Origin of the sequence: Xenorhabdus sp. PR6a, assembly GCF_028599065.1 — a bacterium.
GTDB classification, from domain to species: Bacteria; Pseudomonadota; Gammaproteobacteria; order Enterobacterales; family Enterobacteriaceae; genus Xenorhabdus; species Xenorhabdus doucetiae.
Map to the genome: position 1 here is coordinate 1 of NZ_JAQRFJ010000034.1, position 19,651 is coordinate 19,651.

Consider the following 19,651-nt stretch of genomic DNA (forward strand, 5'->3'; position numbering starts at 1 on the left):
AGCGACGATGCCAACTTTTCAACATGGCTACGGTGAGTGTCCCCATAGGAAACTGTTTTTCAAAAATAAATCGATAGAGCTGCTCTAACAGTACAAGTTCAGCTTCATCCATCTCATCAGAATCAGTAATTCCCAATTTGTTAGCCAGGACTTGCTCGCCAGAGTTTTTCTCATACTGGCCTTCACTACTGGATACATGGTATCGGTTCATGGGAACGCCCTGTGTCGATGGAGGAAAGATGCTTTGGAAAAACAGGGAAATTATAACACTGGATGGGCATAGCAACCATGTTCGTAAAATCAGTTCATCTGTAGATGCAATGAGGAAGATTTGCGCGGTAGGTTAGCAAGATTACTCGCAGGAATGTATCAGATCTTTTCATCATTCAGCAGAATTGCGAAGTGGTTCGAATTAAATAAATGACGGGAAAAATTTATTGAGTATATTGAATAAATATTAAGAATTGACAGAAGAAGAGGACATTATCGTGGCAACTTACCAACCTCCTTACACTATTACCCCAAATATACTTAATCGTGTAGTGGAAATCGGTGAGCTACTGGGGCGTTGGTCGATGCAAGCGGAGACTTCTTCACCTTTATTACGTAAAGAAAATCGCATTCGCACCATACAGGCGTCATTGGCGATTGAGCATAATAGTCTATCTACGGAACAAGTCACGGCCATTATTGAGGGAAAACGTGTGCTGGCTCCGGCAAGGGATATTCAGGAAGTGCGTAATGCCATATTAGCCTATGAAAAATTACCACATTGGCATAGCTCCCGCTTAACGGATTTACTGGCTGCGCATCGATTGTTGATGACTGGATTGGTTGATCATCCGGGGCAATTACGTCAGGGAAATGTGGGAATTTATCGGGAAAACCAGTTAATTCATATGGCACCACCCGCTAATCAAGTATTGAGGTTAATGGGAGATTTGCTGACTTGGTTAAAACAAACCGATATTCACCCATTAATCGCCAGTTCAATTTTCCATTATGAGTTTGAATTTATTCACCCATTTACCGATGGTAATGGCCGCATGGGTCGTTTATGGCAAACATTGATTTTGAGTGAATGGCGTACTGAATTAGCGTGGCTGCCGGTAGAAACGTTAATCCATCATCAACAGCAACATTATTATCAGGTACTTAGGGAGTGTGACCGTACTAGCAACTGTACGCTGTTTATCGATTTTATGCTGGAAAAATTAGCTGAAGCACTTAAAGAAAGCCTGAGTCTTCCAAAACCAAATCCTGCCACAACGTCGGTAGAAATGTCGGTACAAATGTCGGTAGAAAATCCCCATCCTCTGAATGAGACTGCGCAGAAAATCTTATCTGTTATTGCTGCTCGTCCTGCTATCACCATCACTCAACTGGCTGATGAATTGGGGGTAAGTCGGCGCACAATAGAACGAAATATTAAGCTATTGCAGGATATGGGGCGTTTGATGCGTGTCGGGGCGAAGAAAGGCGGTTATTGGCGGGTGAGTCAATAACGATCTTTTGTCCAACCCGTGTATGATGAAGAAGTTACCTACATAACTTGAATCAAGAGAAAAATAATATGTCAAGAAACAATGGAATACTGATAAAAGATAGGAGCGAAATCGAGAAGATGGAAATAGCGGGGCGCTTGACCGGTCAGGTGCTTGAAGCGGCTCGTTCGATTATTGTACCCGGTGTGACGACCCTTGAAATTGATTCATTTTGCCATGATTACATCATCAATACCCTTGGTGCGATACCGGGTAGCTTAGGGCAGTATGGTTTTCCTTATACGGTGAATACTTCCGTCAATCACGTTGTGTGTCATGGCTGGCCTTCCGAAAAGAAGCTGAAAAGTGGGGATATCGTTAATGTGGATGTCACCGTCAAAAAAGAGGAATATTACGGCGACAGCAGCATTACATTTTGTGTCGGGGAAGTGCCGTCTCATGCCGAGCGCTTGGTCAATGTGACTCAAGAATGCTTATATCAGGCCATTAAGATAGTCAGGCCGGGCATCACGCTGGGGGATATTGGTCATACGATACAGCAGCATGCCGAAGCGAATAATTATACCGTGGTGCGTGAATATTGCGGCCACGGCATTGGTCGCAGTATGCATGAGGAACCCCAAGTTCTGCATTACGGCAAGGCGGGAGAAGGTATCATCTTGGAAGAAGGCATGACTTTCACGATTGAGCCGATGATCAACCAAGGCAAAAAGGACATTAAGCTGCATAAAGATGGCTGGACAGTCACGACCAAAGATCGTCGCTTATCGGCTCAGTTTGAGCATACCATCTTGGTCACCCGTGATGGTTTTAAGGTGTTGACTCTACGGGATGAAGAACGCGAATCTTTTGAACGTTACCAGTCAATTAATCGGTAATCCATAATTTATTGTTCTGTTGCGTGATAGCGTCCCAATACTGTGTTGTACAGTGTTGGGTTTTGTTCAAATTGAATGAATTGACTAAATAAAAGTTCAGCTACGGCTATGTGAAATGATAGGGTGATTATGTCTTGGCTTTATAAAAACAGGAACCTCTCTTGTTTTATCGTTCTCTTTTTTCTTATTTTTCTGATACATAAGTGTTTGGGTTATCAGTTAAAATTAATATACGTTTTCAGTGCTTTTGCATTCTTTTTATTTTTAGCTGCAACCAGTAAACGAGTCTATCTCTTTTTGCTTGTTTTTCTTTCCTTGGTCGGAATGCTCTATACCCCAATTGGCCTCAATTATGGTTATCCAGATGTCAATGCAGTAGGATCCTTAATCTATACAAACAGAAATGAAACGGCGGAATATATTAGCGGGCTTTCGGCTTCTACTTATTTAACCGCCATTGCCATTTTAGTTTTGATGATATTTTCACTTAAGCTAAATATTACCTTATCAGGCAAAAGTAAAAAGGGATTGTTTACCCTGTTTTTCATTTCTGCTTTTTGGTCACCGGCTAAAGGGTATATAAAATCGGGTTTTGAAGATTATTCGGAACTTTTGGATACCAGTTTACCGGAAGTTCGCTTTTTCAGTGATGCGTATCAAAGCTACCAGAGAGTCATGTCGGAAAATAACCGATTTGCCAAGATCATCAAATATCGGGATGACTGGCAACCTGTGGTGAAAGCAGAAAAGTATGATACCTACATCCTGGTGATTGGGGAAAGTGTCCGCAAAGATTTTATGAGTGCCTACGGGTTCCCGGATAAAAACACTCCCTGGCTGGACAACGCGAATGCCACCATGTTTACCCACTATATTTCTGCGGCACCTTCGACCCAGTTATCACTGACTAATTCACTGGCAATGCGTGAAGCCAATGAACTTCACCTGAATAACAGCATTGTTTCACTGGCGAAAAAAGCAGGATTTGAGACTTACTGGCTGTCCAACCAGGGAATGAAGGGCGGGTTTGATTCTCCGGTCGCACTGATTGGGCAGCAGGCCAATCATTATACTTTTCTAAAAGAAGGCAGTTCAGACGACCGCCGTTATCTGCCGGATGAAAATTTATTACCTTATATTCGCAAGGCGTTAGTGAAGGATGGGCAGAAGAAGAAATTGATTGTGATTCACTTAATGGGATCACACCCACAACCTTGTGCCAGAACGGATGAGAAGTACGGCACCTATTTTCATTCCCAAAATATCTCCTGTTATCTCCAGAGCATCCAAAATACCGATAGTTTGTTGGCTGATATTGCAAATATGGCCAATAAAAATCAATTGCACTGGGCAATGCTTTACTTTGCCGATCATGGCTTGTCATTTGTGAATAAAAACACAGACAGTGAAAATCTGACCCATAACGATAGCCATAAGCAAAATTATCAAGTTCCATTTATGATTACCGGCTATGACTATGCCATTGAAAATGTTGATCAGAGTAAAGCAGGCAAACATATTATCAATGCTCAACGTAGTGGTTTGAATCTACTGTCTATGTTAGCGACATGGCTGGGCATTGAAGAACCTCGCTTGATATCCCAATGTGATTGGTTTTCTAACCAAGCATGTCAGAACCAACATACCGTGATTTCATTCAGTAACGAGTATCGAGACTTTAATCATCTGGAGGATGACGGCATTAACTTCCATTGATGGATGTACGTTTAATGGATGTACGTTTAATGGATGTACTTTCGTTTTTCAACCTATTGAATCAGTGAGTTATCTCACAAAACGGGGGGCAGGTTTTCGGGGGATAAACCACTGATGGGAGGATTTTGACCGCTTAATGCGGGTATTTAACCGCTGGCTCAAATCCTCCCCTCTTATCAGAGAGAGTTTTGTATCATAGTGCAGTGTGGCGAGGAGTATATACCCTGCGGGGTACCGCTTCCTGCCGGCTTTAGAAGGTCGGTTTATACAGAGGGAAGTAAAATTAAATAATGACTTGCTGTTCGTCTTACTGTGAAAAGGAAGTTTTATGAACAATAATAAATTTTTAAAACATATCCCCTGGATAATGCTGGGGATCATTGGCGCATTCTGTCTTAGCGTTGTTGCGCTGCGTCGGGGAGAACACGTTAGCGCTTTGTGGATCGTTGTCGCTTCCGTCGCGGTTTACTTAGTGGCTTATCGGTATTACAGCCTATATATCGCCACCAAGGTGATGAAGCTGGATGCCACGCGGGCAACGCCTGCCGTTGTCAATAATGACGGTTTGAACTATGTTCCCACCAACAAAAATGTCCTGTTTGGTCACCACTTTGCGGCGATCGCAGGCGCTGGCCCATTGGTCGGGCCAGTATTGGCGGCACAGGTGGGCTATCTGCCGGGAACCTTGTGGTTATTGGCCGGAGTAGTGCTTGCCGGCGCCGTGCAGGACTTTATGGTGCTGTTTATCTCCTCCCGCCGCAATGGGGCGTCATTGGGTGAGATAGTTAAAGAAGAAATGGGGCGTGTGCCGGGCACAATCGCCCTGTTTGGTTGCTTCTTAATTATGATTATCATTTTGGCGGTATTAGCCTTAATCGTCGTGAAAGCCTTGGCGGAAAGTCCGTGGGGCGTATTTACGGTTTGCTCAACCGTACCCATTGCGCTTTTCATGGGGATTTACATGCGATATATCCGTCCGGGGCGTGTGGGTGAAGTCTCCGTGATAGGTATCCTGATGCTGATTGCTGCCATTTGGTTTGGGGGGGTTGTCGCCGCCGATCCTTACTGGGGGCCGGCGCTGACGTTCAAAGACACCACGATCACTTATGCGCTGATCGGCTATGCCTTTGTTTCTGCGCTATTACCTGTTTGGCTGATTCTGGCACCGCGTGACTATCTGGCAACCTTCTTGAAAATTGGGGTGATTGTTGGCCTTGCCGTCGGCATTGTCATCCTGAATCCAGAACTGAAAATGCCCGCCGTCACCCAATATATTGATGGTACAGGGCCGGTTTGGAAAGGAACCCTGTTCCCATTCCTGTTCATTACTATCGCTTGTGGTGCGGTGTCTGGTTTCCATGCCCTGATTGCTTCGGGAACGACACCTAAACTGCTGGCCAATGAAAAAGATGCCCGTTTCATTGGTTATGGGGCAATGTTGATGGAGTCGTTTGTCGCAATCATGGCATTGGTTGCTGCATCCATCATTGAGCCGGGTCTGTATTTTGCGATGAATACCCCACCGGCGGCATTGGGCATCACCATGCCTAATCTGCATAACTTGGGCACTGCCGAAGCACCGATGATTATGGATTCGTTGAAAGAGGTGACGATCCACGCGGCAGCGACGGTCAGTTCCTGGGGCTTTGTCATTTCGCCGGAGCAAATTCTGCAAACGGCAAAAGACATTGGTGAACCTTCGGTGCTGAACCGTGCAGGTGGCGCGCCAACGCTGGCTGTGGGGATTGCCCACGTATTCCATCAGATCATACCTGCGGCAGACATGGGCTTCTGGTATCACTTCGGTATTCTATTTGAAGCGCTGTTTATCCTGACTGCGCTGGATGCGGGGACACGCTCCGGCCGTTTTATGTTGCAAGATCTGTTGGGTAACTTTGTTCCCTTCCTGAAAAAAACCGATTCCCTGATTGCGGGCATCATTGGTACGGCTGGTTGTGTCGGCCTGTGGGGCTATTTACTTTATCAAGGTGTGGTTGATCCATTGGGCGGTGTCAAGAGCTTGTGGCCGCTATTTGGTATCTCTAACCAGATGTTGGCTGCTGTTGCGTTGGTCTTGGGGACAGTGGTACTTATCAAGATGAAGCGCACCCAATATATTTGGGTCACGGTGATCCCTGCGGTTTGGTTGTTGATTTGTACGACATGGGCGTTGGGGCTGAAATTATTCAGTGACAACCCGCAGCTTGAAGGCTTCTTCTTTCTGGCGAAAGAGTACAAGCAACGGATTGCAGACGGTGGTGCAGAATTGACGGCGGCACAAATCAGTAACATGAATTACATTGTTGTAAACAACTACACCAATGCGGGATTAAGTATTCTGTTCCTGGTCGTGGTCTATAGCATCATTATTTATGGTATCAAGACGGCGATAAAAGCGAGTAAAAACCCTGAGCGTACCGATAATGAAACCCCTTATGTGCCGGTTCCAGAAGGTGGGGTGAAAGTTTCTTCTACGCATTGATGCGATACTAAAACGGATATCGGCATAAAATATGCTGTATCAGTCACCGCTATACCCCACATGATCAGGGTTGTATTATGTGGGGTATTTTTTCGGCAAGTCATCCTTAATAGAACACGCCTTATAGGATAAGCCTCGGAGAACAATTTATGTTTGGTAATCTTGGTCGGGCAGGCAAATATCTGGGGCAGGCTGCCCGCATGTTGGTCGGCGTTCCCGATTATGACACTTATGTACAGCATATGAAGGAAAATCATCCTGATAAGCCTTATATGACGTATGAAGAATTTTTTCGCGAACGCCAAAATGCTCGCTATGGTGGCGATGGCAAAGGTGGCATGCGTTGTTGTTAGGAAAATAAAAATGCAATCAATCTCCGTCACAATCCTGACCGGCTTTTTGGGATCAGGTAAAACGACGCTGCTGCGTCATATCCTCAATGCCAATCATGGTCATAAAATAGCCGTCATTGAGAATGAATTTGGTGAAGTCCCGATTGATAATGAATTAATTGGTGAGCGCGCAACGCAGATTAAGACATTAAGCAACGGATGTATCTGTTGTAGTCGAACGAATGAACTGGAAGATGCGTTATTGGACTTGCTAGATAGTCTGGACAAAGGGCAAATTAACTTTGACCGCTTGATTATCGAGTGTACAGGCATGGCTGATCCCGGCCCGATCACGCAGACTTTCTTTTCCCATGAAACATTGTGTCAGCGTTTTTTACTTGATGGCATTATTACGCTGGTGGATGCTGTCCATGCGCAACAACAGTTAGATCGTTTTTCCATTGCTCAGGCACAAGTGGGATATGCAGACAGGGTTCTTTTAACCAAAACAGATATTGCGCCCGTTCATGATGCCTTGGTTGAACGTTTGCAGCGAATCAATGCCCGGGCACCTGTTTATAAAGTCATTCAGGGTGACGCAGATTTAGGCTTACTGTTCGGTATCGACGGTTTTATGTTAAATGACAAACTGGCGATTTCGGAGCCGGTATTTCGATTTATGCCCAAACAACCAAACTCGGTTCAGTCAATTGTCGTTAACTTATCGTATCCAATTGAACTGTCAGCCGTTTCTGATCTAATGGAAGAACTTTTGTTGAGTTTTGCGGATAACCTCCTGCGTTACAAAGGCATTCTTGCGATTAAACAGGAATCACGCCGATTACTGTTTCAGGGCGTTCAGCGTCTATATAGTGCGGATTGGGACAGAGAATGGCGTGATGATGAATCCCGTGAAAGTGTATTGGTTTTCATTGGCATCGATCTGCCAGAACAGAAAATCCGTGAAAAATTTGCAGCATTGGTTTGAAGCAGCATTGTTTGAATAATCATTTTCTGTGGAATTTTGATCGTTCATTTTGTATTTCTTATTGAGCAGTGAAATTGTTTAATATAAATTCTCTGTTCAATTTTAAATAGAAATTTATTTTATACATTCACCTATTAAACTTAATTTTCTGTAAAGCATTAATTAGTGGGTTAACAAATAAAGAACAATAAAGGAAAAATTTATTCACAAAATGAGTTTGCCATGCGTATAAGATAATCATCTATTTTAGATAATGATGTAGTCTATTTTATCTACCGGCAATCTCCACAAACTCATGAGTGGAGATTGTTGCAATAACAGATAATGTTAGTGAAAACAGCAGAAAAAATAACATCGTTATTTAGTGGGAGACTCCCAGATTCTGGAGAAACGTTTCACATTACTGGCGGTATAAATGACAGTGTGTGAAATATTACGGTGTCCGAGATAATCTTGAATCAAACGGGTATCACGTCCGAGATCGGCTAATGCATAACCACACGCGTGCCTTAGCATATGCGGGTGTGCAGGAACACTGACGGCCGCCTGCTTCCCATAACGTTTCAATAATCCGTAAACTTGTTGCCGTGAAACAGGGCCTGATTTTTGAGAGAGAAATACCCATGGAGAATCAGCCTCCCGCCATTTTTGACGAATATCCAACCATTTTTTCAATGCGTCAATTTCCTCTGGAATTAAAGGGTGTGTGGTTGAAAGCCCCCCTTTTAACCGCCTGATGTGAATAATTGCTGAATTTAAATCGAGATCAGATAGGCATAGATTACATAGCTCACTTACCCTAAAACCATGAATAAAACACATTAATAGCATGCAGTAATCCCGTTCTGCGTGACGCCCTTGTTTTGTTGCTGCCAAAATTGCGTCTATTTCGTATCGGGTTAAAAACTTACGTTGTTTCATGAAATTATCATTCCTATGAAATCAGAGAGATGAATTGTGAATAGCAAGGTAGTTAAGCCAATCGAATACAAAAAACATTAATGTTTTTTAAACATGATTGGAAAAATACCAGATTAATTTAATTGAAATACCGCAAATAAAAAAATTTGCGCCTTCTTTTCGTCTTATTCTTAATGAAAATATTAATTGAAATCGTATAAATACGTGCTACGTGGTTCTGATATACAGAATGAGGCAATCATAAATAGAATTCCATACATAAAAACAGTTCTATTGAACTTTACAACTAATCATTGGAGTGGTTTATTTTTTGGGTTTTTATTCTTTTAAAATTTCCTTTTTAGTGTATTGAGTGTGTATTTTTACTGCATTTAGTAGAAAAAGTAAATGATTTATCTAAGTTGTTTAGATAATGCCTTATGATTGATTAAAAGCTACCGTTTGCTCAGTGCTTTTTAAAATAAAATTTTATATTTGAGTTTTTCACTGGTTTTTTATTCTGATTGGTTGCGGATTTTGGACGAAAAAAGAACAACATTGAGACAGGAATTAAGGAAAGCACTCAGAATAACATGAGGGTGAGAGGTGTTTTTTTCGCCAAATTAGTAACTATCGGTATAATTTCAGTTGGTTGCCATGTTTTTGTTGGGGTCGGCGGAATTAATCGTTTTTATTCAATTTGTGAAATTTAATTAAATAGATATTTTCTATGATTAATTAAATATCGTGACATCAGCAAAATGATTATTTAATAAATGAGAGTTGCGGAATATGATTTGGTTGAGGCCAAAAAAACTGCAAAAAGAATTTTTTTGGCCTTATCTGCTTATTTACGCAAAAGCCAGAAAAGGGGAAACGCACAGCAAGATCCCGGTAAAGATGATCAAGATGAGCGAGACGCCTTTGTAATGGTGCAAACTGGGCACCTTGTAGACTAAATAAGCAGGGATGAGGCAGCCAACGATGCCAAATATTGGGCTACACAGAGAAGTAAAGCTCAACACGGGAGCATTCAGGATAATTGCGCTCCATGCCAATAAGATGGCAAAAACCATAATGCCTTTTTGCACCCACTTTTCGTTGATCTTTTCGACAGGCATCAGACGGCCAAGAACATTCATCGCAATACCTTGGCTGGCCTCGCGAAATCCAAGGTAGACCCCAAAAAAGGCCGTCATCACGGCAAAAACATTGAGCATGATACTGACAACAATGACCCAACCGCCGGGAAAGAACTGAGCGGCAATCGCCAGTGCTGAAATATTCTGTTCGTAGGCTTTGAGGGCTTCATCATGTCCCATCGCCAGTGTAAAAGAGATGGCATAGAAAAATACCGTACAAAACAGTACAGCAAAAGCAATATTCATGGCTCGCTGTGCTTTGTGACGGGCAACTTCACGGTTTTTCTCCCGATTGCGGTAAGAGATCACCATTGGGCTTAGTGTTTGGATAAACAGGATAGAGGTGAGCGTAAAAGGTAACGTGATAATGGCCTGTTTGATTAATAGCGCGAAGGGGGGCAATGCGCCGATATTGTAAAGGTGCCACATGCCGATCATCGAAAACCCTAATGCCGCGATAACCAATAACTTTGTCATGACCATCAGGCTGGATATTTTGAACAGCCATTGTTCACTACGGGAAGAAATAGCGACTAATACACAAATTAACACCAACCCATAAAGTGGATTTTTCGACATGAGTTCATCGGTGATGCCAAAGGTTTGCAGATAAGACGCGCTATCATTGGTTATGGCGGTGGAATAAACAAACATCCAAATCACCAGCATAATGAAATAGAGTACGCCAAGCAGGATGCCCCAATTTTTACCCAGATAGCCACTGATGATACTGGGATAATCTTTGCATTCGGGTGACTCTGCAAGGGTATTGATGAAGAGTCGCTGGAAAAGATACATGGCGGGATAACCAATAATGGAAGAGAGCAGGAAAACCCACAATCCCATCAATCCAACCTGAACAGGCAAGAAAACAATTCCGGCTCCGATCGCCATGCCAATACTCATAATGATCCAACCGGTATCAATATGGTCAAATTGTATGGCTTTTTTCCATTCCGCCTCCGTCATGTTGGCGCGTTTGGCCGGCGAAGATAACGGTGACGTGGCATCACTGTTTTTTGTTGCTGCTTTCATAATAGTTCTCGCTACATCTTTGGTGCTGTAATTTGGTGCCTAAACCTGCCATTTAACACGGCTTTTGGGAGAACAACGTCTTCATAAAGAAGAAATCGCAAAGGGAAATCACGCAAAAAGAAGTTATTGTTTATTATCATTTTGATAAATAACGTTATTTATTCTCAATGCGAAGGTATTGTGCGTCTTTGTGATATTGACAATTAAAACAGCCAGAAAGAAAAGTTGTGTGCTTTATGACATTTTCATCACATTTATATCTGTTCAAAACACCCTGTCAGGATTAAATCCTTTTTATTGTTAATATTATGATGTATTTCAGTATGTTAATCTAGCATTTTTTCCTGTGAAATGGGGTGATACATGCCTTAAACTCTGCTTATCGATCACTGGGTATGCTGACGATAAAGTACCGAGCGTACTCAGGCAACATAATCTATGGTCAATAAGATCAGGTTTATTTTTTATTAAGATAACGTGGTGTTTTATTGGGTTTATTTTATTTGCCAATAATAAAATGGAAAAGGCATAATATACTTCCTTTACTTTGTTCTGATTAGTAACCATATTGAAATTAAGTAATGATATAATCACTTGATAAGTTATTTTTAATCCTTAAAAATCAATTTGTTACTTGATTTTGATTAGGGTGTGCTTTCTGATTAAATGGACTTTTACTGTAACAATGCTTATTATTCTTGCGTTTTTATGTTAGCGGTATTCGCTGAATAAAAAAATCTAACTGGTTTATTCTAACAATCATTCAGGAAGATGTAATAATGAAAAGCAAACTCACATTAGCTTCACTTTGCCTGGCTTCTCTCATGCTGGCCGGTTGTGCTACGGAATCTTCATCAACACTTCCAGTACAAAAAGTCACATCTTATAAAACGACTTATGCCGGTATTCGCAGCCCAATCGCGGTGGGTAAATTTGAAAATCGCTCAAGCTACCAAAATGGCATTTTCTCTGACGGCATTGACCGTTTAGGTAATCAATCAAAAACCATCCTTGTAACGCATTTACAACAGACAGGTCGTTTTAACGTACTGGAGCGCACCAACTTGTCTGAGCTGAAAATGGAAGCAGGTTTACAAGGCAAGGCGCAGAAATTGAAAGGGGCTAATTACATTATCACGGGTTCTGTGACTGAATTTGGCCGCAAAGAAGTGGGCGATCACCAGCTATGGGGTATTTTGGGACGCGGCAAGTCACAAGTTGCCTATGCAAAAGTGATGTTGAATGTTGTCAATGTGGAAACGTCTGAAGTGGTTTTCTCCTCCGCGGGGGCAGGGGAATATAAACTTTCCAGCCGTGAAATCATTGGATTTGGCGGGACTTCCAGCTATGACTCGACTCTGAATGGCAAGGTGTTGGATCTGGCAATCCGTGAAGCCATTAATGATCTGGTCGCCGGTATTGATAATGGGGCATGGAAGCCAACTAACTAAGCACTTTTTAAGTATAATCAACTTGTTAGATATTAATTTGATGAGATATTTTTTAGGGAAAATAGTTGTATGTTTTTGATAAAAAAGACTGGGATGTTGCTGGGCGCGCTATTATTGGTGGGATGTGTACAAGCACCTAAAAGCCTATATGAATGGGGTAATTATCAATCAACGCTGTATCAATATTACCAGCAGGATAAAACAGGGCCACAGGAACAGCTTCAGGCATTGCAAAAAGTTATCGAGCAAGCCAGAGCTAAAGATAAACCTGTTCCACCGGGTTTGCACGCGCAAATGGGCTTGCTTTACAGCAAAACCGGCAATATTGAGGATGCTTTCCAGCAGTTTGAGACAGAAAAAAAACTATTTCCTGAATCAGCACATTACATGGATTTTCTGCTAAGCAAAAATAAGGGAGTAAAATAATGAAGCGTTTTCTGGGGGCGATGGGTGCCTTGTTATTGCTGGTTCTGACAGGATGTGCCAACCATAAACCGTATGATTATTCCGCATTGAGAGAAAGCAAACCAAAATCCATTTTGGTTTTGCCAGCTATCAATAAATCTGTGGAAGTGCAGGCTTCTGGCAGCTTTCTGTCTCAAGTGACTTACCCGCTGGCAGAATCGGGCTATTATGTTTATCCCGTTGCGGTGGTTGAAGAAACCTTCCGTCAAAATGGGGTAACAGAAGCACAGGATATCCATAATATCAGCGACCAAAAGCTGTATGACATATTTGGCGCAGATTCTGCTCTTTACCTGAATATCACACAATACGGTACGCAATACCAAATTATCAACAGTGATACCCGTGTCAGTGCGACAGCCCGTCTGGTAGATTTGCGCACAGGTAAGCAACTGTGGAGTGGTGTCGCGACAGCCTCTTCCACCGAAAATGACAACTACTCCAGCGGTGGTTTGATAGGCATGTTGGTATCGGCAGCCATTTCCCAGATCGCAAATACCGTTATGGACAGAGGTCATGATATTGCAGGCATTACCAGTAATCGCTTGCTGAGTGCGGGTGGATATGGATATGGCCACTTGCTGTATGGCCCACGTTCAGCGTTTTATGGCAAAGATAAATGATAAGATTGCCTGACGTCAGTAAAATAAATGAAATAAAAATGCCGCAGACAGACCTGCGGCATTTTTTGTATTATTTTTGTGGTGATTTCTCATCAGATATCTAATCGCTTGGTTTGCCATCTTCTGGATTTCCAACGCCAGGCATTTACTAACCCACGGAGCCACTCATCGCAGAAGAACCCTATCCAAATCCCCAAGATCCCCATCCCCATAGTGATCCCCAGAAAATAACCGACGGGAATGGAAACACCCCACATGAAAATCAGTGCCGTATAGAGTGGAAAACGCGCATCACCAGAAGCCCGCAGCGCATTGACCATGACAATGTTGAAAGAACGCCCGGGTTCCAGAAAGACCGAAAGCAGGAACAGTGGCAACAGGAGCTCAATCATCTTCTGGTCTTCTGTCATAAAATCGAGGAGTGATTCCCTGAAAATCCAGAACGTCAGGACGACGCCCACCGTGACAATGACACCAATCCGCAGGCTTTTCAGCCCCCGAAGATAGGCGTCTTCAAAGCGTTTTGCTCCAACCAGATGGCCGACCATAATTTCATTGCCGATACTGGTAGAGATACCAAACAGCATAATGAACAGAGATAGCTGGAAGTACAGTGTTTGCGCAGCCAGAGACGTTTCCCCCATCAGGCCGATAAACGCTTGCGCGGTCATGTATTGCAAAATCCACACCAAATTTTCACCGGCGGCGGGTAAGCCAACATGCAGGATTTTGCTCAACATACTCTTAGACCAGTTGATGAGCAACTTAGGTTCTGGCTTGATCTTCAAACCACAAAACAGTAATCCACAGAGCAAAATAACAGCAACGGTACGACCAAATACCGTAGACCACGCCACACCTTCCAGCCCATATTGGGGCAGTCCAAAGAACCCATACAGCACGATTATATTGCCGGCAATCGTGAGCAAGTTGGCGACCAGCGTGACGTACATGGCTGATTTCGATTTTCCATAAACCCGCAGACAGGCTGCCAAAATAATCGAAATGGCTTCGGGTATCAGACAGATACCAAGCACATGCAGATAAGCGAACCCATCTCCCATCAGATTTTCGGGCAGGTTCATAATATGCAGGATCTTATAACCAAAGAACACTGTGATCAGTGCACAACTCAAACCCAGCACAAAATTAAAGGCAATAGAAATATGAATCGCCTGACTGGTCTTCTCTCGTTTTCCTGAACCTAAATATTGTGCGATGACAACACTGCAACCCACGCTGATAAAGTTAAAAATGGTAATAAAGAGATCAAAAATATGATTACCCACTCCCATTGCGGCGAGATAAGCAGAAGAAATATGGCTGACCATATACGTATTGATTAATAACGTCGCCATATGCAGAAAGATATCAATGAAAATCGGCCAGCTTAATGAAAAAAGAGAACGATCAACAACATCAGACTGATGCATTAGTAAAACCTATTTATTAGAAGTGAAATGAATGGTCTTTTTGTGGTATGACATCCCCAGAAAGCATAGATGATTTTACAAGGTTTATTGGTGAGTTGATAGACAGAATAGGTGATTTATCCCGTTGGTTTGCTGGCGGATTTTTGGTGGGGACGATAACGATATTCGCCCCATAGTTTCAACGGGGGTATTTCCCTCGTTGACGACGAGAAGCAATAGGAAGAGGCTAAAATTGTGTCCAGAACTTCTTGATCTTACTGTATCTTATGCACTTTACTGACATCAGCCATTAACATTGGCATCAGTAATCATCCCATTATAGCAGCGGCAAGCGTCAACAGGGCAAACATCCCTGCTGAAAGACCGATTAACATCTGCGAGCCAAAGACAAAAAAGCCAATACTGAAAATACAGGTAGATAATGAAATAAACAAGAATATAAGAAAAACCAAGGAGCCAGATGGTACGGTTGAATAAAATGGTTTCCTTTAGAATTTTCATCATGGGCATTGGCGAAGACAACCGCTCTTGTCGTAACTCCATAGTATCTTGCCGCCAATATCATTGACATGAGCAAATGGTTTCGCCAATAACAATAAGTTTGTGATATTTGTTCATGGCTGGTGCCTTGCATAAATGTCGCCATAAAAAAAGAGATGAATCGTTGTTGTTATAGGAAGTGGAGAATTTTAGTGCGACTACCGCTATGATTCTTGTGCTTATAACTAAAATCATTAACAAAGAAATACTCAAATGATTTCCATTTCTTAAGCTATTATGCAAATTAATATAATTGAATTTGAGTAATAAGGTAAACATTCATGGTTATTAGTAAATTTTTTTCAAATACTATATTTATAAATCTATCGCATGCTTTGAGAATATTGATGAATTGAAATGTAAGTTTAGGCGTTATACTATATTGTGGTATTTCTATAATGCTAATTTTTACTATGACTGTTTCTACTAATAAAAATGAAATGTTTTCTCCATATGAGGAAAATATTATTGCATCATCAAATACACTTTATTGTTTTTCTATTGTTATTTTTAGGAAAAACAGCATATAAAACATAAAGAAGGTCTTACAGATGAAAGCTCTTATCGTAATTGACATGTTGAATGATTTCGTAACAGGTGTGCTCGCCAATGAAAAGCAGGCAACGGAAATTATCCCAGTGATCCAGCGGGTGATTAACTATGCCAGAAATCAACCTGATTGGTTAGTGGTGTATGCCAATGATGCCCATTATGCAGATGATCGGGAAATGGGCATTTGGGGAAAACATGCTATGGCAGGAACGTGGGGTGCTGAGGTGGTTGATGCATTGGCTCCTATTGGCTCTGAACGTGAAATTGTTTCTCCCAAACATTTTTATAGTGCCTTTGATGGAACCGATCTGGATGAGGTTTTCAGGCAATACGGTGTTACAGAAGTTGTTTTAACAGGGCAGCATACCAATTGCTGTGTCCGGCATACCGCCTATAGTGCATTTACCCGAGGTTATGGCATCACCGTATTATCTGATGCAGTTTGCGTTTTACCCGAGGTTGATCATAGTGAAGCACTTGATTATCTAAAAACCGTTTATGGTGTTGAAATTACAACCAGTACTGAGTTAGGTGTGCCGTCAAAATAATAAAGCGCACTATGCTTGAGTTGGATGAAAGTAAAATGAATGACTGACAGATTGATATTCTGCCAGTCAAATAGATCAAGTCGAGTAAATTTATTTACAGATCAGGTAAATTCCGGCCGTAATAGATTTCCTGTATCTCTTTTTTGAGTAAACGGGTGATTTCTCTTTTTTCCGTTTCACTTAATTCTTCGGCTGTGGAATTGAACAAATACTCATTCAGATCAAATTGTTTCAACATCATTTTGGTATGAAAGAGATTTTCCTGAAAAATATTCACATCGATCATATGATACTGAGCTTGGATTTCTTCTGTCAGATAATTCTGGATGGAACTAATTTTATGGTCAATATAGAGTTTTACTCCATGAATATCTCGGGTAAAACCACGAACACGGTAATCCATCGTCACAATGTCAGATTCCAATTCATAAATTAGATAATTCAGCGTCTTAAGGGGGGAAATAACACCGCAGGTTGACACTTCAATATCGGCCCTAAAGGTACATATACCGCCATCTGGGTGGCTTTCTGGATAGGTATGCACACAAATATGACTTTTGTCCAAATGGGCGACGACAGAATCAGGGAGTGGGCCAGGGTTCTCTGTATTATCCACCAGTTTAGGGTCAATGGGTTCTTCACTAATCAGAATGGTAACGCTCGCACCTTGTGGGTTATAGTCTTGACGAGCAATATTAAGAATGTTTGCACCAATGATTGAACAAGTTTCACTGAGTATTTCAGTCAGGCGGGTCGCATTATACTGTTCATCAATGTACGCGATATAACTGTCGCGATCGGCTTTCGTTTTTGCATAACAGATGTCATAGATACAGAAACTCAAGCTTTTTGTAAGATTATTAAAGCCGTGCAATTTCAGTTTGCGCAATTTAGTTCACCTCCCGGCTAATGGGTGATTATGGATTTCCAGATAGTGCATTCAGTAAGTATTGCGGTAGTGCAAAACTGCCTGCATGTACGTCTGGAGTGTAGTAACGGCAGGTTATGGCCGTATCTTCAAAGCGTTGTTGCAGTGTGGTCAGGGGCACCTGACGTAGAGCCGAATTCTGGGTTGCCCATGCAAACGTCATGATCCCACCGTAATAGGTTGGGATAGCGGCTTGATAAAAGCTGCTGTCAACAAAATAGTGACTCAACTTTTTATGGCTGTTGACGGCTTCATCCTGTTGCAGGAAACAGACACCGTTTTGGGCGACGAAAATCCCCCCTTCGTTTAGGCAACGGGCGCAGCCTGCATAAAATTCAGAGGTAAACAGGCTTTCACCCGGTCCATCAGGATCGGTGCAATCAGAAATGATGACATCAAATTTTTCAGATGTGGTTTTGACAAAATTAACCCCGTTGTCAATCACCAGCTTGAAACGGGGATCGTCATAGGCGCCGGCATTATGATTCGGCAAATATTGGCGGCAGAATTCAACGACACCCGCATCAATTTCTACCATTGTGATATTGTCGAGATAGTGATGGCGACACACTTCTCGTAGCATCCCACCATCACCACCACCAATGATCAACACTTTTTTGGCTTGGCCGTGAGCAAATAGGGGGACATGGGCCATCATTTCATGGTAGATAAATTCATCGCGCTCTGTGGTTTGTACTACACCATCAAGTGCCATGATGCGGCCAAGTTCTGTATTTTCGAAAATGATGAGATCTTGATGCTGTGTTTTATCGTGATAAAGCACGCTTTCCACTGTGAAATACTGACCGAAATTGGGATGTAAAGTTTCATACCAAATTTCCTTTTGTGACATCTTCTGCTATTCCTCCATTGTGATATTTATCGACATCAAGTGCACACAATAGCCAATTATTTACATAATCGCCATTTGGTTTCAACATGAAATTAACTTTGGAAGTATACAAAAAGAGCTACTTTACATAGGAGAGTAAACTGAGGGAGTTTCTTGCAAGGGAGCGGCATTTAACCTCATGAGGCAGATCGATTCCCTTTAAGTCGTTGTAACCTAATTGATTGAGTTCTTGCATTAACTGACCATTATAGTCACTGAGATCCCACTTATTGCGTTGGGCAAAATAGATAATGGTGCGCTTAATTTGCAGATCTGGAATTTGGTTATAGCCACAGTCATGCTTTAGATAGGCATAGACGGCTGTCAGATCGGCGAGATCTTCCGCTTCATTTTCAGACAGCGCTTTTGCGGGTTGAGCAAAACTCAACAGAGCCAGAATGTATGTGAATAAGGTAATTTTTTGCATAATTTCCATTATACTGCGTTTCTACCATTTTACTTAAATTAACATATTAATATCTTTGTTCGCCAAACTTTATTTTCTTAATTTTGGTAAAATGACTGTTTTTTCTGCCAACTAAAAAATTGATTGTGGGTTAACGAAAGGTTTGTTCTGGTAGCAGAGAATGATATTTTATGCGCTCGGTGAGCTTATGGTATTGAGCGGTATGTAAATAGTCACATTCATTTTTGGGTTTGACTTGTGATTGTTTAAAGTAAAATCAACTGGTTATATTGATGAAGAAACATATTGTAGAAGTGATGATCTCCGAACAGGAGGTTAAGCAACGTATTGCTGAGTTGGGGCAACAGATTACAGAGCATTATCGTCATAGTGATCGTGAATTGGTGCTGGTTGGCCTGTTGAGGGGATCATTTATCTTTATGGCAGACCTGTGTCGTGAAATTCAGGTTTCCCATGAAGTGGACTTTATGACCGCATCCAGCTACGGCAATGAGATGAGCTCTACCCGAGATGTGAAAATCCTTAAAGATCTGGATGAAGACATTCGTGGTAAGGATGTGTTGATTGTTGAAGATATTATCGACTCAGGCAATACACTGAACAAAATCCGCGAGATTCTGGCGCTGCGTGAACCGAACTCACTGGCGATTTGTACTTTGTTGAACAAACCCTCTCGTCGTGAAGTCGATGTTCCTGTTGAGTGGATTGGTTATTCCATTGAAGATAAATTTGTCGTGGGTTACGGCATTGATTATGCACAGCGTTATCGCCACCTGCCTTATATCGGGCATGTCACCTTGCTGGAAGATTAATT

Annotated in this window: 16 protein-coding genes and 3 pseudogenes; 11 read left to right on the forward strand and 8 right to left on the reverse strand. The window is 42.1% G+C overall.

The window, feature by feature from the left end; all coding sequences use genetic code 11:
- A pseudogene (locus PSI15_RS10580) lies at window positions 1–211 on the reverse strand (cell filamentation protein Fic); the annotation flags it as partial.
- 277 nt (window positions 212–488) lie between these two features.
- On the opposite strand from PSI15_RS10580, the gene PSI15_RS10585 reads away from it, so the two are divergent.
- From PSI15_RS10585 to yjiA, 6 genes are all read left to right on the forward strand, one after another.
- Complete coding sequence (locus tag PSI15_RS10585; protein ID WP_273583507.1) at window positions 489–1,505, forward strand: Fic family protein; 1,017 nt, start codon at window positions 489–491, stop codon at window positions 1,503–1,505.
- Window positions 1,506–1,573: 68 nt separating this feature from the next.
- Window positions 1,574–2,383 carry a type I methionyl aminopeptidase gene (gene map / locus PSI15_RS10590; protein ID WP_273583508.1) on the forward strand — a complete coding sequence of 270 codons (810 nt, stop codon included), beginning with the start codon at window positions 1,574–1,576 and terminating at the stop codon, window positions 2,381–2,383.
- Window positions 2,384–2,707: 324 nt separating this feature from the next.
- Complete coding sequence (locus tag PSI15_RS10595) at window positions 2,708–4,099, forward strand: phosphoethanolamine transferase (RefSeq protein ID WP_273583509.1); 1,392 nt, start codon at window positions 2,708–2,710, stop codon at window positions 4,097–4,099.
- Between the two features lie 328 nt (window positions 4,100–4,427).
- A complete protein-coding gene (locus tag PSI15_RS10600) occupies window positions 4,428–6,581 on the forward strand; it encodes a carbon starvation CstA family protein (protein WP_273583510.1) in 2,154 nt (717 codons plus the stop codon).
- A gap of 149 nt (window positions 6,582–6,730) precedes the next feature.
- Window positions 6,731–6,934, forward strand: coding sequence for a YbdD/YjiX family protein (locus PSI15_RS10605; protein ID WP_047962587.1), 204 nt, complete (start codon window positions 6,731–6,733; stop codon window positions 6,932–6,934).
- A 10-nt stretch (window positions 6,935–6,944) separates the two neighbouring features.
- Window positions 6,945–7,901: a GTPase gene (gene yjiA, locus PSI15_RS10610; RefSeq protein WP_273583511.1), complete on the forward strand. Its 957-nt coding sequence runs from the start codon at window positions 6,945–6,947 to the stop codon at window positions 7,899–7,901.
- A 357-nt stretch (window positions 7,902–8,258) separates the two neighbouring features.
- Here yjiA and PSI15_RS10615 read toward each other — a convergent pair.
- Together PSI15_RS10615 and PSI15_RS10620 are read right to left on the reverse strand one after the other, a co-directional pair.
- Window positions 8,259–8,825 (reverse strand): annotated as a pseudogene (locus PSI15_RS10615) (tyrosine-type DNA invertase); the annotation flags it as partial.
- An 827-nt stretch (window positions 8,826–9,652) separates the two neighbouring features.
- Window positions 9,653–10,978, reverse strand: coding sequence for a hypothetical protein (locus PSI15_RS10620; RefSeq protein WP_273583512.1), 1,326 nt, complete (start codon window positions 10,976–10,978; stop codon window positions 9,653–9,655).
- 779 nt (window positions 10,979–11,757) lie between these two features.
- On the opposite strand from PSI15_RS10620, the gene PSI15_RS10625 reads away from it, so the two are divergent.
- The 3 genes from PSI15_RS10625 (at window position 11,758) to PSI15_RS10635 (ending at window position 13,517) form a co-directional block, all read left to right on the forward strand.
- Window positions 11,758–12,429 (forward strand): CsgG/HfaB family protein, encoded by a 672-nt coding sequence (locus PSI15_RS10625; protein ID WP_273583513.1) that lies wholly within the window; start codon window positions 11,758–11,760, stop codon window positions 12,427–12,429.
- A 69-nt stretch (window positions 12,430–12,498) separates the two neighbouring features.
- A complete protein-coding gene (locus tag PSI15_RS10630; RefSeq protein ID WP_273583514.1) occupies window positions 12,499–12,855 on the forward strand; it encodes a DUF4810 domain-containing protein in 357 nt (118 codons plus the stop codon).
- Window positions 12,855–13,517: a DUF799 domain-containing protein gene (locus PSI15_RS10635; protein ID WP_273583515.1), complete on the forward strand. Its 663-nt coding sequence runs from the start codon at window positions 12,855–12,857 to the stop codon at window positions 13,515–13,517. Before PSI15_RS10630 ends, PSI15_RS10635 begins: the two co-directional genes overlap by 1 nt.
- Window positions 13,518–13,609: 92 nt before the next feature.
- Here PSI15_RS10635 and PSI15_RS10640 read toward each other — a convergent pair whose 3' ends face one another.
- The gene (locus PSI15_RS10640; protein WP_273583516.1) at window positions 13,610–14,950 is read right to left on the reverse strand and encodes an MATE family efflux transporter; all 1,341 of its coding nucleotides are present in this window, start codon (window positions 14,948–14,950) and stop codon (window positions 13,610–13,612) included.
- 308 nt (window positions 14,951–15,258) lie between these two features.
- Window positions 15,259–15,508 (reverse strand): annotated as a pseudogene (locus PSI15_RS10645) (hypothetical protein); the annotation flags it as partial.
- 533 nt (window positions 15,509–16,041) lie between these two features.
- Between PSI15_RS10645 and PSI15_RS10650 the strand changes: the two are divergent.
- Window positions 16,042–16,590: a cysteine hydrolase family protein gene (locus PSI15_RS10650; RefSeq protein WP_273583517.1), complete on the forward strand. Its 549-nt coding sequence runs from the start codon at window positions 16,042–16,044 to the stop codon at window positions 16,588–16,590.
- Between the two features lie 94 nt (window positions 16,591–16,684).
- Here PSI15_RS10650 and speD read toward each other — a convergent pair whose 3' ends face one another.
- The 3 genes from speD to PSI15_RS10665 all read right to left on the reverse strand — a co-directional run bounded on the left by speD (window position 16,685) and on the right by PSI15_RS10665 (window position 18,837).
- Window positions 16,685–17,479 carry an adenosylmethionine decarboxylase gene (speD, locus tag PSI15_RS10655; protein ID WP_273583518.1) on the reverse strand — a complete coding sequence of 265 codons (795 nt, stop codon included), beginning with the start codon at window positions 17,477–17,479 and terminating at the stop codon, window positions 16,685–16,687.
- Window positions 17,480–17,507: 28 nt separating this feature from the next.
- Window positions 17,508–18,371, reverse strand: coding sequence for a polyamine aminopropyltransferase (gene speE / locus PSI15_RS10660; protein WP_273583519.1), 864 nt, complete (start codon window positions 18,369–18,371; stop codon window positions 17,508–17,510).
- A 118-nt stretch (window positions 18,372–18,489) separates the two neighbouring features.
- Window positions 18,490–18,837 carry a YacC family pilotin-like protein gene (locus tag PSI15_RS10665; protein WP_273583520.1) on the reverse strand — a complete coding sequence of 116 codons (348 nt, stop codon included), beginning with the start codon at window positions 18,835–18,837 and terminating at the stop codon, window positions 18,490–18,492.
- Between the two features lie 272 nt (window positions 18,838–19,109).
- Between PSI15_RS10665 and hpt the strand changes: the two genes are divergently transcribed.
- Window positions 19,110–19,649: a hypoxanthine phosphoribosyltransferase gene (gene hpt, locus PSI15_RS10670; protein ID WP_045972201.1), complete on the forward strand. Its 540-nt coding sequence runs from the start codon at window positions 19,110–19,112 to the stop codon at window positions 19,647–19,649.
- The last annotated feature ends 2 nt before the right edge of the window (window positions 19,650–19,651 follow it).

Coding starts and splice junctions, on each gene's coding strand:
- map (WP_273583508.1), top strand. CDS start 1,574: ATGTCAAGAAACAATGGAATACTGATAAAAGATAGGAGCGAAATCGAG.
- PSI15_RS10595 (WP_273583509.1), top strand. CDS start 2,708: ATGCTCTATACCCCAATTGGCCTCAATTATGGTTATCCAGATGTCAAT.
- PSI15_RS10600 (WP_273583510.1), top strand. CDS start 4,428: ATGAACAATAATAAATTTTTAAAACATATCCCCTGGATAATGCTGGGG.
- PSI15_RS10605 (WP_047962587.1), top strand. CDS start 6,731: ATGTTTGGTAATCTTGGTCGGGCAGGCAAATATCTGGGGCAGGCTGCC.
- yjiA (WP_273583511.1), top strand. CDS start 6,945: ATGCAATCAATCTCCGTCACAATCCTGACCGGCTTTTTGGGATCAGGT.
- PSI15_RS10620 (WP_273583512.1), bottom strand. CDS start 10,978: ATGAAAGCAGCAACAAAAAACAGTGATGCCACGTCACCGTTATCTTCG.
- PSI15_RS10625 (WP_273583513.1), top strand. CDS start 11,758: ATGAAAAGCAAACTCACATTAGCTTCACTTTGCCTGGCTTCTCTCATG.
- PSI15_RS10630 (WP_273583514.1), top strand. CDS start 12,499: ATGTTTTTGATAAAAAAGACTGGGATGTTGCTGGGCGCGCTATTATTG.
- PSI15_RS10635 (WP_273583515.1), top strand. CDS start 12,855: ATGAAGCGTTTTCTGGGGGCGATGGGTGCCTTGTTATTGCTGGTTCTG.
- PSI15_RS10640 (WP_273583516.1), bottom strand. CDS start 14,950: ATGCATCAGTCTGATGTTGTTGATCGTTCTCTTTTTTCATTAAGCTGG.
- PSI15_RS10650 (WP_273583517.1), top strand. CDS start 16,042: ATGAAAGCTCTTATCGTAATTGACATGTTGAATGATTTCGTAACAGGT.
- speE (WP_273583519.1), bottom strand. CDS start 18,371: ATGTCACAAAAGGAAATTTGGTATGAAACTTTACATCCCAATTTCGGT.
- PSI15_RS10665 (WP_273583520.1), bottom strand. CDS start 18,837: ATGCAAAAAATTACCTTATTCACATACATTCTGGCTCTGTTGAGTTTT.
- hpt (WP_045972201.1), top strand. CDS start 19,110: ATGAAGAAACATATTGTAGAAGTGATGATCTCCGAACAGGAGGTTAAG.